A 16592-nucleotide genomic window follows, 5' to 3' on the forward strand; every position below is an offset into this window, starting at 1 on the left:
ATGAGTCGCACTTCTCTCACCGGTTTTCGCCCGCTGCTGCTGGCCGTTGCGCTGGCGGCAGCTATCGCCCCGGCTTATGCTGCCGTGCCCAAAGATATGCTGGTCATCGGTAAAGCCGCCGATCCGCAGACGCTCGACCCGGCCGTCACCATTGATAATAACGACTGGACGGTCACCTACCCGGCCTATCAGCGGCTGGTCAAATACAAAACCCAGGACGGGAAAGGCTCAACGGACGTCGAGGGCGACCTGGCCGAAAGCTGGAAGGTCTCTGATGACGGCAAAACCTGGACCTTTTCGCTGCGCAAAAACATGCTGTTTGACGACGGTACGCCGGTCACCGCCGAAGCGGTAAAGCTCTCTTTCGAACGCCTGATGCGCATTAAGCAGGGGCCTTCCGAAGCCTTCCCGAGCGGGCTGAAAATTGAGGCCGTGGATCCCGCCACGGTGCGCTTCACCCTGCCGGACTCATTCGCCCCGTTCCTCCACACCCTGGCCAATGACGGCGCGTCGATTATCAACCCGGCGGTTCTGAAGGCCAACGCCGGCGATGACGCCCGCGCCTGGCTGGCGGAACACACCGCCGGCTCGGGGGCCTATATGTTACAGCGCTGGCAGAAAGGCCAGCAGCTGGTGCTGGTACCCAACCCGCACTTCAGCGGCGCGAAGCCGGCCTTTAAGCGGGTGACGGTGAAGATTATTGGCGAAAGCGCCGCCCGCCGTCTGCAGCTGACCAAGGGCGATCTGGATATTGCCGATGCGCTGCCGGTCGACCAGTTTGCGGCCCTGAAGAAACAGGATAACGTGGCGGTGTATGACTATCCGGCGCTGCGCGTGACCTACCTGTATCTCAATAACAGCAAGGCGCCGATGAATCAGGTCGATTTACGTCGCGCCGTCTCCTGGGCCACCGATTATCAAGGGATGGTCAGCGGCATTCTCGGCGGCAACGGCAAACAGATGCGTGGCCCGATCCCCGACGGCATGTGGGGCTTTGACCCGAGCGCAATGCAGTATTCCCTTGATCTGGATAAAGCCAAAGCCGCGCTGGCGAAAGTCAGCGATAAGCCGAAAACCCTGTCGTTCCTCTACTCGGATAACGACCCGAACTGGGAGCCGATCGCGCTCTCCACCCAAGCGAATCTGCAAACCCTCGGCATCCAGGTGAAGCTGGAAAAACTGGCCAACGCCACCATGCGCGAGCGCGTTGGTAAAGGGGATTACGATATCGCCATCGGCAACTGGAGCCCGGATTTCGCCGACCCCTATATGTTCATGAACTACTGGTTCGAGTCGGATAAGAAAGGGCTGCCGGGCAACCGTTCGTTCTATGCCAATCCGCAGGTTGACGCGCTGCTCAAACAGGCGGTCGCCACTACCGACCAGACAGAACGCACCCGGGATTATCAGGCGGCGCAGAAAACCGTTATCGATGAGGCCGCCTACGTCTATCTGTTCCAGAAAAACTACCAGGTGGCGATGAACAAAGAGGTCAAGGGCTTCGTCTTCAACCCGATGCTTGAGCAGATTTTCAATATTGCCGATATGCATAAGTAGCGCATCTTAACCTTGTCATGCCGGGCCGTCGCGGGCCCGGCTGAGGGCGTCATCATGAGTTTCTGGGGTTTAATTCGACAACGCAGTTGGGGGCTGGTCCTCGTCGTCGCCGGCGTCTGCGTGATCACCTTTATTATTTCGCACCTCATTCCCGGCGATCCGGCGCGCCTGCTGGCAGGCGATCGCGCGAGCGACGAAATCGTCCGCCATATCCGCCAGCAGCTGGGGCTGGATTTACCGTTATGGCAGCAGTTTTTTCATTATGTCAACGCCCTGCTACACGGCGATCTCGGGACCTCTATCCGCACCGGTCGCCCGGTACTGGAAGATTTAAAGACCTTTTTCCCGGCGACCCTCGAACTGGCGATCTGCGCCCTGTTTATCGCGCTGGTGGTCGGCATTCCGCTGGGAGTGCTCTCGGCGGTGTATCGCAACCGCTGGACCGATCACCTGGTTCGCCTGATGGCGCTGACCGGAATCTCTACCCCGGCGTTCTGGCTGGGGCTGGGAGTGATTGTCCTGTTTTACGGCAAGCTGGACTGGCTGCCCGGCAGCGGACGTCTTGACGACTGGTTTGATCCGCCGACCCGCGTGACCGGCTTCTATCTGATCGACGCGCTGCTGGAAGGCAACATCGACGTGTTCTTTAACGCGTTGCAGCATCTGATTTTGCCGGCGACCACCCTGGCCTTCGTCCATCTGGGGATTGTCGCCCGACAAATTCGCTCCGCGATGCTGGAGCAGCTGAGTGAAGATTACATCCGCACCGCGCTGGCCAGCGGCCTGACGAAATGGACCATCGTGATGCGCTATGCGCTGCCTAACGCGCTGATTCCGTCGGTCACGGTGCTGGGGCTGGCGCTGGGCGATCTGCTGTACGGCGCGGTGCTGACCGAAACCGTCTTTGCCTGGCCCGGAATGGGCGCCTACGTCGTCTCTTCTATTCAGGCGCTCGATTTCCCCGCGGTGATGGGCTTCGCCGTGGTGGTGTCCTTTGCTTACGTGCTGGTCAACCTGCTCGTCGACCTGCTCTATTTATGGATAGACCCGCGCATGGGTCGGGGAGAAAACTAAGTGATGATGACCCAGGAACGCCCCGGCGCTATCGAAAAAACCCGCCGCAACACCGTGTGGAAGCGCCGTCTGTGGCTGGTGCGCAAAAGCCCGCTGACGCTGATCGGCGGCGCCATTATGCTGATCATGCTGTTTCTGATGATCTTCTCGCCGTGGCTGGTACCGCACGATCCCAACGCTATCGATCTCACCGCCCGCCTGCAGGCGCCGTCGCTGTCCCACTGGTTCGGTACCGACGAGGTCGGTCGCGATCTGTTCAGTCGGGTGCTGATCGGTAGCCGGCAATCGATCGCCGCCGGTCTGGCGGTGGTGCTGATCGCCGGGATCAGCGGCTCGCTGCTGGGCTGCCTTTCCGGCGTACTCGGCGGGCGCAGCGATGCGCTGATCATGCGGCTGATGGATATCATGCTGTCGATCCCTTCGCTGGTGCTGACGATGGCGCTGGCCGCCGCGTTAGGCCCGAGCTTATTCAACGCCATGCTGGCGATCGCTATTGTGCGCATTCCGTTTTATGTCCGCCTGGCGCGGGGACAGACGCTGGTAGTGCGCCAGCACAGCTTCGTCGAAGCTTCGCTGACCTTCGGCGCCTCCCGCTGGCACCTGATCAGCTGGCATATTTTACGCAACGCCCTGCCGCCGCTGGTGGTGCAGGCATCGCTGGATATCGGCAGCGCCATTCTGATGGCGGCGACGCTAGGGTTTATCGGCCTCGGCGCGCAGCAGCCCACCGCCGAGTGGGGCGCGATGGTGGCGAACGGCCGCAACTACGTTCTCGATCAGTGGTGGTACTGCGCCTTTCCGGGGGCGGCGATCCTGATCACCGCCGTCGGTTTTAATCTGTTTGGCGATGGGATCCAGGATTTACTGGATCCGAAGTCCGGAGGACGCAACGCATGAGTAACCGGGTTCTGACAATCGACAATGTCCGTTTGAGCTTCCCGGTCTACCAGGGGGAAGTACATGTACTGAACGCGGTCTCTCTGCATATCGACCGCGGCGAAATTGTGGGCGTGGTGGGCGAGTCGGGGTCCGGCAAATCCGTCACCGCCATGCTGGCGATGCGTCTGCTGCCGCCGGGAAGCTATCAGATTCACAGCGGCCAGGTGACGCTGATGGGTCACGATATTCTCAAAGCATCGGAAAAAGAGATGCGCGACATCCGCGGCCGGCGGGTGGCGATGATTTTTCAGGAGCCGATGACCGCGCTGAATCCAACGCGGCGGATCGGCAAGCAGATGGTCGACGTGATTCGTCAGCATCGCCCCCTCTCCGCCCGCGAAGCGCGCGCCAGGGCGGTGGCGCTGCTGGCGGATATGCAGATAGCCGATCCGCAGCGGGTGATGGAACGCTACCCTTTCGAACTGTCCGGCGGGATGCGCCAGCGGGTGATGATCGCCATCGCCTTTTCCTGCGAGCCCGACCTGCTGATTGCCGATGAACCGACCACCGCGCTGGACGTGACCGTTCAGCGCCAGGTACTGCGCCTGCTAAAACAGAAAGCGCTGGCGACGGGCACCGCGGTACTGTTTATCAGCCACGATATGGCGGTGGTTTCACAGGTCTGCGATCGGCTGTACGTCATGTATGCCGGCGCGGTGATTGAAAGCGGATTAACTCAGCAGGTGCTGCACCATCCTCTGCATCCCTACTCCGTTGGCCTGCTCGACAGCGCCCCGGATAACGGCGAGCCGCGATCGCTGCTGCGCTCGATTCCCGGCACGGTGCCGAATCTGGCGCGATTACCGGGCGGCTGCGCCTTTCGCGAACGCTGCTTTGCCGCTGGCGAGGGCTGCGGCATCACCCCGGTGCTCCGCCCGATAGAACAGACCGGGCAGCAGGCGGCCTGCTGGTACCCGCAACGGGAGAAAACGCATGTCTGAGATGCTGCTGAAACTGCACGATGTTCATCTTAACTTCCCGGCGCGCAAGAACTGGCGCGGCAAGGTCGTCGAACGCGTCTATGCGCTGAACGGTCTGGATATGGCGGCCTGGCGCGGCGAAACGCTGGGCATCGTCGGCGAATCCGGCTGCGGAAAAAGCACCCTCGCTAAGCTGCTGATGGGCATGCTTAAACCCTCTCACGGCCAGTTTGAACGCGCGACGGCGTCCGGCGGCGGGCGTATGCAGATGGTGTTTCAGGATCCGCTCTCCTCGCTGGATCCGCGGCTCCCGGTGTGGCGCACCATCACCGAGCCGGTGTGGATCCAGTCGCGCCCCAGCGAAAAGGCCCGGCGCCTTCTGGCGGAGCAACTGGCGTTGCAGGTCGGTATCCGCCCGGAGTATCTCGACCGCTTACCGCACGAGTTTTCCGGCGGCCAGCGCCAGCGCATCGCGATTGCCCGCGCGCTGTCGGCAAAGCCGGATATTATCGTGCTGGATGAGCCGACCTCGGCGCTGGATATTTCGGTACAGGCGCAGATCCTCAATCTGCTGGTCGAGCTGCAAAAGCAGCAGAACCTGACCTATATCCTGATTTCGCATAACGTTTCCGTAGTACGCCACATGAGCGATCGCGTCGCCGTAATGTATCTCGGGCAAATCGTCGAGACGGGCGAGGCGCGTCAGGTCCTCGATAACCCGGCCCATCCCTATACCCGGCTTTTGATGGACTCGGTGCCGCGTATCGGCTCGGCGCTGGGCGAAGCGCCGCGCAACACGGAATTACCCGGCAACCGCCATCTGCCCGAGGGCTGTTACTTCCGCGATCGCTGCCCGTTCGCCGGTGCGGGTTGTGAGAAACCGCAGCCGCTACGCCCGCTCGGCAACGGGAGCGTCACCCGCTGCTGGCAGGCAGAGGCGCTGGCCGGTCAGCCGCTTACCGCCGGGGAGGCCCGCTAGTTGTATTCAAGCGCGAAGGTCGCCAGAGCGTTAGCCCGCCCGGGCGTCACGGTATCTCCCGTTTGCACGTATCGGGCGGTGAAGTTGATGCTTTCGGCCGCGGCGGCGCTACTGGCGGTAATGTGTTTCAGCACCGGCAGATTACTGGAGACATTCATTTTCACATCGCTTCCGGCGGACGGCGCCGGGGGCGGATTATTACCATAGCTCAGCTTTATCCCCACCCCGCTGGCAGCGCCGTCTACCTGGGACAGCGCCAGGGCATCGCCGGTGCCAGAGTCGGTGGTGACGCCAAAAAAACCAATCCGGATGTCGGTCGGCGTGCTGCAATACACCGGAATGCTAAAGGTCTGTGCCGCGCCGGCGGTCGCGCTCTTGCCTTTGAACTCCGCTTTATTCACCGTTCCCATATTGACGCCGATAGAGGCGCGGGTCACCTGACAGCTGCCGCTGGCGCCAATATCAACGTTGAGGGCGGCAAGATCGATACTGACCGGCGCGCTCGCCATGCGGGAGGCATGACTCCCCTCCTGGGTCTCAATAGATAAGTTGCCCACCTGCGGCTGCGCCGAAACGCTGACATGGTTGCCGCTGGTTAGCGGCACATCGCCGGTTTTATAAAAGATGATATACGCTTTGACCACTATCTCGCGCTGGGTCAGTAACGCCGGGAGCTGAGTACTGTCGCAGACCGTCATTGATTCGCTTCCGGCGGGTGCATCGCTACCGTCAATGTAGCGAATCGGGCCGCCGCCGCACTGAAAGCCCAACGCATAGCCCATTCCGCTCAGCGCAGAGGCATACACATGCTGGCCGTTAATTATCTGCGGCGAACCGGTGGTGACGCGCTGTTGATAGACGATGCGTTTCCAGTCCGCGCTCGGCAGTTGTAAATCGCAGACAAAATGAATGCCGCTGCCGTTATCCGCCAGCGCATTGCTCATTTGCGTATTGGTTCGCAGCGTGGGCAGATAGTTAATATTCGGCACGTTAATCGTCATCTGCCCGACGCTGCCGCCGCAGCTCTCGGCCCAGCCATGTTGGCTATACATCCCTGCGATCAGCAGGAACACAAACTGTAATAAGCGAAAACCACGATGCATCGCTCCTTCTCCTCGGTTTACAGGCAAAGACCCGCCGCAGTTTTCACCGCATTCTGCTGCTGACGATCGGTAAGATGAAAATGCAGTGAGCATTTGCGCGAAATATTGTTATCGACCCAGGTCGCGTCGAGCGTCCCCTCTTGCGGTATCCCGCTGAGGTACACCTGACCGCCATCGGCGACCATCCCTCCCGCTGCCGTAGCGGCTTCGTCGCCCGCCTGGCGCAGATGAACACTGGCGCCAAACGGAATCGCCCCGTCCCTGTCGCGCAGGGTAAACAGCACGCGGTAGCCGATATGGGTCTGGTAATTCGCCAGTACCACCGCGCCGCCGCCGGGGATGACGGTTTGACCTTGTAGATCCACGTCGGTGTCATTGCTCATCGATTCGGTATCCAGCGTGATGGTGTTTTTGCGGTATACCGTTAAGGCCGGTACCACGGCATAGCCGCGCCGGTCGGTATGTACGTTAGTCCCGTCCTCGATAGCCACGTCCGCCGCCCCCGGCGCGCGGACGATGGCGAAACTGTCGCCAACGGGTTGCCCGAGCGTGACGCCATGCGGGTGCGCCACTACCGAGCCCGAGGCTCCCCAGGTCAGCTGGTTGCTGGCGCTATCGTGACGATAACCCAGCTGGGCGCTGCCATATCCGCCGTGATAATCGAGCGCTGCGCTGCTGTTGCTCCCCTGCCCGGCGTTAGCATGGCCCTGCTGCAACGAATAATCGAGGTTGGTACGCCCAGGCACCGCGCCGTACAGCGACATCTGCTGTGATGAGCGGCCGTGATTATCGGAGGTGGTGCTGTAGCTGACCGAGTTCTCCGCCAGCCCGCCGCCCAGCGGGATGTTGAGGTTAAATGACCACGAGCGATCGGCTTTTTCCCGGTCAGAAGATTGGGTGTAGTAATAGCCCACGCCCCACGACACGCTTTTCCAGGCGCTATAGAACCCAAGATGTACCGTTTCATCATTGCTGTTGCTGCGCCAGTACGTTTGCGAATAAGCGGAAATCGCCAGGCTGCTGGCGCTGCCAAAGGACTGCGCGACAGAGATCTCTTCGCGCTGACGCTTGTTGTCCAACCGCTCGCCAGGGCTTTGCAGGGCGTTAGCCTCGCTGAAGCTATAATAGTTGCCGGAGGAGTAGCGATAGCTGGCGAGGCTGAACGAGGTCCCCGTCGAGGTAAAATCCTTTTGATACTGCACGCGCAATGAATGCCCCACATTGTGTCTGTCAGGGAGCGTCGCGGTATTGGCCCAGGTCACATCGCTGCCCAACGACCCCAGCTCGCCAAAACCACGCCCAATGCCCAGCGACCAGGCCTGATAATCCTGCGCCAGCTGGGCGCCGCCATAGAGGGTGAACTCCGCAGGCAAACCGTAGAACAGCGTTCCCTGGACAAACTGCGGCGATCTGACCTGACGCTGGCTCGCATGAAAACGCCCTGCGCTAAGGCTAAATTTGTTCCGCCCTTCGCGGAGCATAAAAGGGACGGTGGAGTATGGCTGGATAAAAGAGCGTACCGATCCATCGCTCTCTTTAACCTGTACCTCAAGATCGCCGCTCTGCGCCGTAGGATAGAGATCGCTTATCGCAAACGCCCCCGGAGAGACAAAGGTTTCGTAGATAACGTAGCCGTGCTGCGAGACCGTCACTTTGGCGTTGCTGTGCGCCATGCCGCGAATCACCGGGGCAAAACCGCGCTGGCTGTCGGGCAGCATTTCATCATCGGACATCAGCTGAACGCCGCGAAACTGCACGCTATCGAAGACCTCGCCGCTGGTGAAAGTGTCGCCAATCCGCAGCAGGCTTTTAACGGATTTCACATCGCGCTGTAGCCAGGTGCTTTGCGAATGCCAGCGGTAATGCTGGTCATACTGCATGGATGAAATATTACGCAAACGCCAGGGCCCGAGATTGGCCCCGTTGCGTAAATTCAGGTAGCTGGAGCGACTTTGCGTTTCCGACTGGCGGGTCTGTTCGCCGGTCAGGTTGTAGTTGATAAATGCCGCCGGGATCCCGTCGTCCCAGCGCGCCGGATCGACGTAACCGCGGCTTTGCACATTCATCGCCGCCTGCGGAATGCTTAAGTCCAGGCGCTGGGTAGCAAAATCGAAACGGCTGCTGGCATCTGGAATAAATTGTTCAATCCGGGTAAAAGTTTCACCGTCATCCAGCCGGGTCAATGCGGAAAAAGCGCTAACGTTGACCCCATATTCCGCCAGCTTCGCTGAGGTTAACGCCGGCCGCAGTACCCCGCGATCGTCGACGAATACCATTGGCTCCTCGGCGACCTGCTGGTTGTTAACCCAGATACTCACCGAATAGGTTCCCGGCTGCTGCCCGCCGGATTTGGCAAAATAATGCAAATCCGCCATCTTTTGCTGTGGGTTGGCAAACTCTAAGGCCGCAGGATCGAAGTAGTCATCAGCCCGCGACGTACCGCTCTGGCAGAGAAAAAACAGCAGCACAGGAAACATCGCCGCGCCTGAGGCGCCCCGGAGGGAGACAGGCATTGCGCAATAGGGATGAAGGAAAACCGGGGCCTTTCTGTTCACAATGTTCTGACCGACGAAGGCAAAAATAGCAACAATTACTGCTGCGCGTAATCGGTAATGCCGCCAAAATCATTGATGGCGCGCCATTTCACCGCCCCCGCGCCGTTGACCGGCCACTCTTTACGCGTCAAAGGGCCAATCATTCCCGGTTCATCAATCTCGTGCCCGCCGACCGAGAGGGTAAAAAAGGAAACAAAGTAGGGCGTTGGGTTCTGCGCCACCAGCCGGTTGCCAACAATCTTAAACGTTAACATCTGCCAGGCTTTCGCCGGATCGCCCGTCAGACCGTTCGGCCGGTAGAAAATTTTAAATTTAGATTTAATATTGACCTGTAATTTATTCACATCGCCTTTTTGCGTCGGGGAGATACTTTTCACATTCAGCCAAAAAACGGATTCACGATCGCGGGGCAGAGCGGCACCAATAAAATTAATTCGCAATACGTTTTCCTGTTCCGGGTCGAGGCGGAACAGCGGCGGCGTGACAATAAAAGGCACCTTACCTTTATCATTTTCGGCATAGTTCTCTATCCATGACTGCACTAAATAAGGTGAATGAACATCAGCATTGGTGACAGAAATTGATGCCTCGCGTTTCCCTTCCTGATAAATAACACGGGTTCCGCCCATAACAATACCGGCCTGTACCGTGGTGGATAACAGTAAAAAGGCAGCCGCTGCCGCGGCGATAATATGTTTCATAATCGCAACCGTCATGTAATATCTGGAATATAACTGAAGGAGAAAGACATACCAATAATAATGAGCAGGTTATCCTGCTCATTTATTTCTTAGTTGTAAATCATATTGAAGTTTGCCGTGCCGTTTGCCGCACCGGCGGATACCGCACTGGTAGAGATATAATCAGCGAAGAACTCCAGATCCGCCGTCCCGCTGTTGCTGGCGCTGGTACCGGCAATGACCGCCTGATCATGAGATTCTGTACCGATGTTAATCGGCGTTGCTTTATCATCTTCATACAGTTTAATCGCCACCCCCTGCGCCCCGCCATTTACCGCCAGCAGGTTGCTGTTGTTGCTGTCCCGGGCGCCATCAAACAATACCGATACTTTCGTCACGGTGGCAGGGCAATCTTTCACTTTAATATGGAAAGCGGTTTTGGTCGTTTCAGAACCGGCTCCCGTAAAGTAGCTGCTCGCCCATTTCCCCAGATCGACAATCTGGTTGGCGCTGGTGCTATCAATATCGCAGGAAGTATCGGTAATCGAACCGGAGAATTCAATCTGGCCACCGGTGCTTTGCACACCCGCACTGGTGCCCGGATTAACGCTTAAGGTAGAACGGGCGGGTTGTGAAGGCGCGGCTACGACGGCGCCGGATAGCAGAATACCGACAATAGTTGCCATAATACGAAACTGGGTTTTCATTACTTATCTCATCTCTGACATAGATTGATGACAGATTAATCTCAGGGTCATAATGAGCCTGAAGGAATCTGCTGACCTTCCTCCTTGTTAATAATATTCGCGTTCCATCCGCAGGATATTAAACGCATAACAGGAAACTCCGGCTGATTGCTTGCGTGCATCGGCGGCAACGTTTTCTCAGGCGGGAACTTATTCACAGCATTTAATATTAAAATGAATAATATTCCTGGACCAAATCAAACGCAATGATTTATTTTGTTAATGAAATAATGTTTTAATTTACACACCAGGTAAATACTATAAATCACAATAAAATCATTCATTCTAAATGCAAAGAAAAACAACTCATCAATAACAAACCACAATAAGATTTTATATTATTTAACAAATTTAATGAAAAAATATCATTCCGGGTGGAATGACTGACCCAGCGGGCGTCCGATGACTCGACAAAAACTAAGATTCTTCTCGATTATTTTTATTTTCTTTTTGTCACCCCCGAAATAATCACCCTACTGAGCAATGAAAAATAACCTTATCATGGCGAAATGATTTTCAAATGAAAGTTATTATTGAATAAATTTCATGTTTGTCGACAGAATAAAAAAGAGGCTTCAGGCATATCTCATTTTTATTAAAAAAGTACAGTGCAAAAAATAACCCCATCGTCAATCAGCGAAAAAAAAACCGCGACCTTATTGCTGAGGTCGCGGTTCTGTCAGACGGACAGGGGCGGATAATGGCGCGCCCGGTTAAAACAGTCCTAACGGCGCGGTACCGTAGCTCACCAGCAGGTTTTTCGTCTGTTGATAAGCATCAAGGGCCATTTTATGGGTTTCGCGGCCGACGCCTGACTGTTTATAGCCGCCGAACGCGGCATGGGCCGGGTAGATGTGATAGCAGTTGGTCCACACGCGACCGGCTTTAATTCCGCGCCCCATTCGGTACGCCAGATTGCTGTCGCGGGTCCAGACGCCGGCGCCGAGCCCAAACTGGGTCTGGTTGGCTATTTCCAGCGCTTCCGCCTCATCTTTAAAGGTGGTGACGCCGATGACCGGGCCAAAAATCTCTTCCTGGAAGCTGCGCATATCATTGCGCCCCTTAATCAGGGTCGGCTGAATGTAGTAGCCATTATCCAGTTCGGCCGCGATACTGGCGCGCTCTCCGCCGGTCAGGATCTGTCCCCCCTCTTCGCGGGCAATCTTAATGTACGACAGGATCTTATCAAACTGCTGGCGTGACGCCTGCGCTCCGATCATGGTGTCGGTGTCAAAGGGATCGCCGCGGCGAATCTGGGCGACCTTCGCCATGACCCGCTCCATAAACGGCTCGTAGATGGATTCATGAATCAGAGCGCGCGATGGGCAGGTACACACCTCGCCCTGGTTGAAGAAGCCCAGCACCAGCCCCTCGACCGCCTTCTCGATAAACTCCTCTTCTCCGTCCATCACATCGGCAAAATAGATATTTGGCGACTTGCCGCCCAGCTCAACGGTGGCGGGGATAATGTTCTCCGCCGCGCAGGCCAGAATATGCCGCCCGACGGGCGTTGAACCGGTAAAGGCGATTTTGGCGATACGCTTGCTGGTTGCCAGCGCTTCACCGGCCTCTTTCCCGAAGCCCTGCACCACGTTCAGGACGCCCGGCGGGAAGAGGTCGCCAATAATTTCCAGCAGCAGCGTGATGCTCAGCGGCGTCTGCTCCGCTGGCTTGAGCACCACGCAGTTCCCCGCCGCCAGCGCCGGCGCCAGCTTCCACGCCGCCATCAGCAGAGGAAAGTTCCACGGGATAATTTGCCCGACCACGCCCAGCGGTTCATGGAAGTGATAGGCCACGGTGGTTTCATCAATCTCCGCCGTGCTCCCCTCCTGCGCCCGCAGGCAACCGGCAAAATAGCGGAAGTGATCGGCCGCCAGCGGCAGATCGGCATTCAGCGTTTCGCGTACCGGTTTACCGTTGTCCCAGCTTTCAGCCACCGCCAGATATTCCAGGTTCTCCTGAATCCGGTCGGCGACCTGGAGCAGCAGGTTGGAACGCTGCTGGACCGATGTTTTCCCCCAGGCTTCGGCGGCGCGGTGCGCGGCATCAAGAGCAAAGTCGATATCTTTGGCATCGGAGCGGGGAAATTGTGCAATGTCGCTCCCGTCCACAGGGGAGGTATTCATAAAGTATTCGCCGCCGATCGGTTTGACAAATTGGCCGTCAATATAGTTACCGTATGCGGACTTGAATGAAACTAAGGCGCCCGGGGTGCCAGGATGTGCATAACGCATTGCAATCTCCTTCTGTAGGGTTGAGGCGCAGCGGCGTATTGGTTTTTTGCTGTTGCCTGCTGCACAGAGGCTTATGCAGAGGTTATGCCAGATTTTTCGCAGGAAAAAATAAACAACTAATTCAATATCTTAATATATAAACCTGTCTCACAGGGGGCGCTAATTTTGCTTATGTGTCGCACATCGCAACACATAAGAAACTATAAAGCTACAATATTGCAACATCATCCATCCGACCACGAGGTGCTCCGTGCAAGGCAATTCGTTTACCCTCGATCCCGAGGTAAAAACCAGCCCGTTGCTCAGCGATTCCTGGTTTCGTAGCCAGCAGTACGGCCTGGATCCCGCGACGGATGATTTCCCGCGCCTGGGTTCCGGCGAACTGGCGGATGCGCTGGCCAGCCATACCCGGTTACAGCAGCTGACCCAGCCGGTGGTGAATACCCTGTCGCGCAAAGTGAGCGATCTCCAGTCGGTGGTTATCCTCTCTGATGCCAGCGGTCTGGTGCTGCAAACCTTCGGCAACATGCACGCGATGCAGAAAGCGCAAAGCTTCGCGCTGGCTCCCGGAAACCTGTGGAGCGAGAGCGGGCGTGGCACTAACGCCATCGGTACCGCGCTGGCCATTGACGACAGCTGCGAAATCGGCGGCCGCCAGCACTTCCTCACCCGCAATCAGGATCTTTATTGCGCCGCGATGCCGGTTCAGAGCCCGGACGGAAAAATTGCCGGCGTGCTGGATATTTCCGGCCCGGCCCACTTCCCCCATCCCCACACGCTGGCGTGGGTCAAAGAGGCCGCGAAGCAGATTGAATATCTGTGGGTAAAACAGAGTCTCCATCCGCAGCAGTGGCTGATGAGCCTGCACCTTCACCCCCATAAACTCGACAGCGTTGAAGAGCTGCTTCTGGTCTTTTCCGATAACGTGCTGACCGCCGGAAACCGCCTGGCGATGCGCGATCTGGGTCTGGATAGCGGACAACTTGGCCACATCACCTTTCAGCAGCTGTTTCCTCAGCTGACGCAAACGGCGGTCAATGTTCCGCTGCCGCTCTCCCTCCAGCAGCAAACCTATTACTACCGTTTACGCGCGCCGACCCGTACCCACGTCACGGTACCGGCCCCGGCTCCGACGCCGCCGGCTATCGAGCTGCCTTTCGCCAGTCAGCGCGAGGGGGAAAAGATGGTGCGTCTGCTGAATGCCGGCATTGCCCTGTGTATTGAGGGCGAAACCGGATGTGGCAAAGAGTTTGTCAGCCGCACGCTGCACCGGCACAGCCGCTGGCGTCACGGTAAATTCGTGGCTATCAACTGTGCGGCGATCCCTGAATCGCTGATTGAATCGGAGCTGTTTGGCTACCAGCCTGGCGCCTTTACCGGCGCCAGTAAAAATGGCTATATCGGTAAAATTCGCGAGGCGGACGGCGGCGTGCTGTTTCTCGATGAGATTGGCGATATGCCGATGCTGCTTCAGACCCGGCTGCTGCGGGTGCTACAGGAGAAAGAGGTTACGCCGCTCGGCGCCAGCCAGAGCGCCCCGGTGAGCTTTGCGCTGATTTGCGCCACCCACCGTAACCTGACGCAGCATGTTGCCGACGGTACGTTTCGCGAGGACCTGCTCTATCGCCTGCGCGAATTCGCTCTCACTATTCCACCGCTGCGGGAGTGGCCCCGGCTACCGGCGTTTCTTCAGCAGCTATGGCACACCCTCGGCGCCGGAGCGCGACGCGTACAGCTCTCGCCCGCGCTCCTGGCGCACCTCTGTACCCTTCCCTGGCCGGGCAACGTGCGCCAGCTACAAAGCCTGATGAAGGTGCTGCTGGCGCTGGCTGACGAAGGAGAGCAACTGGAAGTGGCGGATTTACCGGCGGAGTATCAGTCGGCCCCGGCTCCGACACCGGCGCGTGGGTTGCAGCAGCATGATGCGCAGCTGATTGCCGATACGCTGTCGACGTATAACGGTAACGTCAGTAAAGCGGCACAGGCTCTGGGAGTCGCGCGCAGCACGCTCTACCGACGCGCCGCGCGGGCAAGAAACTAAACCTTAGCTACGGCGTAAAACGGGCCGGCAGCCAGCAAAACATGCGCTGGCTGATGGCTTCGCACATCCGCACCATTGCCGGTCCACAGACCTGCCAGACCCCTTTGTTCACCCAGACGGCCGCCGCCGCGACCGCCGCCGCCCCCACCATATCCAGCGGGAAATGGACCCCGAGGAAAATGCGTGACCAGGCCACCGGCAGCGATGCGAGCAGGACAAACAGCCCCAGGGCGCGCAGGCGCAGCGTAAGCAGCGCAAACGCCGCGCTGAACATCACCAGCCCGTGATCGCTCGGGAAGCCGTTATCCGCCGGATGGCTGATCCAGGTATGGCCCAGCGGCATCATAAATGGCCGCGGATGGAACCACAGCGAGCCGCAGAGATAGCCCAGCGCAAGCGCTATCAGAATATTCAGCGTACAAAACAGCGCCTGCCGGTGCCCCTCGCGGCCACCTAAAAACCACAGAGCGAGCAAAATAACCGGCACGATAAAGATCGTTCCGCTGGCGCAGAAGCGGGCCAACGCCAGGAGGATATCCGGCCTCCCCGGCTGAGCATTCAGCGCCAGAAAAGCGCTTTGGTTAACCGTTTCGAGTATGTTCATTGCGAGGGCCCATGCCAGTCATATTACTGTCATTATCGCGATGTTCTCTTAAGTTACGCTTAACCCCGCGCCGAAAAGAGAACTTGCTTGATTGACGAGCCCCGGTCAGGCGCATCCGGTGCGGCGAGCAGCGCATCAATAGTGGCCCGAATTTTCTGCGCGACCGGCAACGGCATTTTCTGCGCTGGCGTCGCATCGCTTTTTATTTTAGACTTATCTAAATTTAGAAAAGACTAAAATATATGAATACACCAGAACAACTGCAGTCCAGCGCCGGGGAAGCCGCCGCCCTGTTGAAAGCCATGAGTAATCCGCACCGGCTGATGATTCTGTGCATGCTGTGCGAGACGCCGCGCACCAGCGCAGGCGAACTGGCGCGGATCACCGGCCTGAGTCCTTCTGCCACCTCGCAGCATCTGGCGCGCATGCGCGAGGAGGGCCTGATTGGCTGCGAGCGCGAGGCGCAACGCATCCACTACTTCATCGCCCACCCAGCGGTTCAGCAAATCATCGCCACGCTGAAGACCATTTATTGCCCATAAGGAGCCGTCATGACTATCGCCACCCTTTCTCCTGAAGAGGCCCGGGCGCAAATCGCGCAAGGGGCCAGATTAATCGATATTCGCGATGCCGATGAATACGCCCGCGAGCACATCCCCGATGCCGAACTGGTGCCGCTTGCCGCCCTGAATAACGGCGCGACGCTGCACGCAACGGCGGATCAAACGGTGATTTTTCATTGTCAGGCCGGATCGCGTACGCAAAATAATGCCATTCGTCTGCTGGCGGCGGCGGCTCCGGCACAGGTCAAACTGCTGGCCGGCGGTATTCAGGCCTGGAAAGCGGCGGGGCTGCCCGTCAAAGAGGATAAAACGCAGCCGCTGCCGTTAATGCGTCAGGTGCAAATCGCCGCGGGCATACTCATTTTGTTGGGCGTGGCGCTGGGCTATGGCGTCAGTAGCGGCTTTTTCCTGCTCAGCGCTTTCGTCGGCGCCGGCTTAACTTTCGCCGGTATCACCGGTTTTTGTGGGATGGCGCGCCTGTTGGCCGTCATGCCGTGGAACCGACGCTGATGCCTGCGGCATCAGGCCCGTTGTATGCAGATGTTCAGCTACGCTAAAGTGAAGGCGAACAGCGGCATTTATCCATGCCAGAGGAGA

The 16592-nt window shown here is 58.0% G+C and carries 14 protein-coding genes; 8 read left to right on the forward strand and 6 right to left on the reverse strand.

The features are described 5' to 3' along the window. From FNY10_RS19345 to FNY10_RS19365, 5 genes are read left to right on the forward strand one after another with little or no spacing between them, the layout of a single operon-like run. On the forward strand, positions 1 to 1557 hold the full coding sequence (locus tag FNY10_RS19345) for an ABC transporter substrate-binding protein (protein ID WP_416309038.1): 1557 nt from the start codon (positions 1 to 3) through the stop codon (positions 1555 to 1557). Between the two features lie 54 nt (positions 1558 to 1611). Further along, complete coding sequence (locus tag FNY10_RS19350) at positions 1612 to 2631, forward strand: ABC transporter permease (protein WP_131048891.1); 1020 nt, start codon at positions 1612 to 1614, stop codon at positions 2629 to 2631. Further along, the gene (gene ddpC / locus FNY10_RS19355) at positions 2632 to 3528 is read left to right on the forward strand and encodes a D,D-dipeptide ABC transporter permease (protein WP_100685833.1); all 897 of its coding nucleotides are present in this window, start codon (positions 2632 to 2634) and stop codon (positions 3526 to 3528) included. It abuts the gene before it with no gap. Then, on the forward strand, positions 3525 to 4511 hold the full coding sequence (locus tag FNY10_RS19360) for an ABC transporter ATP-binding protein (protein ID WP_131048893.1): 987 nt from the start codon (positions 3525 to 3527) through the stop codon (positions 4509 to 4511). The genes ddpC and FNY10_RS19360 overlap by 4 nt, the downstream gene beginning before the upstream one ends. Continuing rightward, positions 4504 to 5469 carry an ABC transporter ATP-binding protein gene (locus FNY10_RS19365; protein WP_160703095.1) on the forward strand — a complete coding sequence of 322 codons (966 nt, stop codon included), beginning with the start codon at positions 4504 to 4506 and terminating at the stop codon, positions 5467 to 5469. The genes FNY10_RS19360 and FNY10_RS19365 overlap by 8 nt, the downstream gene beginning before the upstream one ends. Here FNY10_RS19365 and FNY10_RS19370 read toward each other — a convergent pair. The 5 genes from FNY10_RS19370 to FNY10_RS19390 all read right to left on the reverse strand — a co-directional run bounded on the left by FNY10_RS19370 (position 5466) and on the right by FNY10_RS19390 (position 12787). After that, complete coding sequence (locus FNY10_RS19370; RefSeq protein WP_131048895.1) at positions 5466 to 6572, reverse strand: fimbrial protein; 1107 nt, start codon at positions 6570 to 6572, stop codon at positions 5466 to 5468. The two genes, FNY10_RS19365 and FNY10_RS19370, sit on opposite strands and share 4 nt — an antisense overlap. 17 nt (positions 6573 to 6589) lie before the next feature. Then, positions 6590 to 9049, reverse strand: coding sequence for a fimbria/pilus outer membrane usher protein (locus tag FNY10_RS19375; RefSeq protein ID WP_227699456.1), 2460 nt, complete (start codon positions 9047 to 9049; stop codon positions 6590 to 6592). Positions 9050 to 9162: 113 nt separating this feature from the next. Continuing rightward, positions 9163 to 9828, reverse strand: coding sequence for a molecular chaperone (locus tag FNY10_RS19380; protein ID WP_141963775.1), 666 nt, complete (start codon positions 9826 to 9828; stop codon positions 9163 to 9165). 89 nt (positions 9829 to 9917) lie between these two features. Beyond that, positions 9918 to 10514, reverse strand: a complete 597-nt coding sequence (locus tag FNY10_RS19385; protein ID WP_131048898.1) for a fimbrial protein — start codon at positions 10512 to 10514, stop codon at positions 9918 to 9920. Between the two features lie 752 nt (positions 10515 to 11266). Further along, positions 11267 to 12787 (reverse strand): aldehyde dehydrogenase family protein, encoded by a 1521-nt coding sequence (locus tag FNY10_RS19390; RefSeq protein WP_100685830.1) that lies wholly within the window; start codon positions 12785 to 12787, stop codon positions 11267 to 11269. A 250-nt stretch (positions 12788 to 13037) separates the two neighbouring features. Here FNY10_RS19390 and FNY10_RS19395 point away from each other — a divergent pair, with 250 nt between their 5' ends. Continuing rightward, positions 13038 to 14828, forward strand: a complete 1791-nt coding sequence (locus tag FNY10_RS19395; protein WP_160703099.1) for a sigma-54-dependent Fis family transcriptional regulator — start codon at positions 13038 to 13040, stop codon at positions 14826 to 14828. 7 nt (positions 14829 to 14835) lie between these two features. Here the strand turns inward: FNY10_RS19395 and FNY10_RS19400 are convergent, their stop codons facing one another. Next, entirely contained in the window at positions 14836 to 15432 is a 597-nt protein-coding gene (locus FNY10_RS19400; RefSeq protein ID WP_160703101.1) for an undecaprenyl-diphosphatase, read from the reverse strand. A gap of 242 nt (positions 15433 to 15674) precedes the next feature. Here FNY10_RS19400 and FNY10_RS19405 point away from each other — a divergent pair, with 242 nt between their 5' ends. Both FNY10_RS19405 and FNY10_RS19410 read left to right on the forward strand, forming a co-directional pair. Next, positions 15675 to 15974: an ArsR/SmtB family transcription factor gene (locus FNY10_RS19405; RefSeq protein WP_100685827.1), complete on the forward strand. Its 300-nt coding sequence runs from the start codon at positions 15675 to 15677 to the stop codon at positions 15972 to 15974. Between the two features lie 9 nt (positions 15975 to 15983). Beyond that, positions 15984 to 16505: a rhodanese family protein gene (locus FNY10_RS19410; RefSeq protein WP_160703103.1), complete on the forward strand. Its 522-nt coding sequence runs from the start codon at positions 15984 to 15986 to the stop codon at positions 16503 to 16505. Positions 16506 to 16592 lie beyond the last annotated feature (87 nt).

The sequence above is a fragment of the Klebsiella sp. Lac1 genome (assembly GCF_009825425.1).
Lineage (GTDB): Bacteria > Pseudomonadota > Gammaproteobacteria > Enterobacterales > Enterobacteriaceae > Klebsiella > Klebsiella electrica.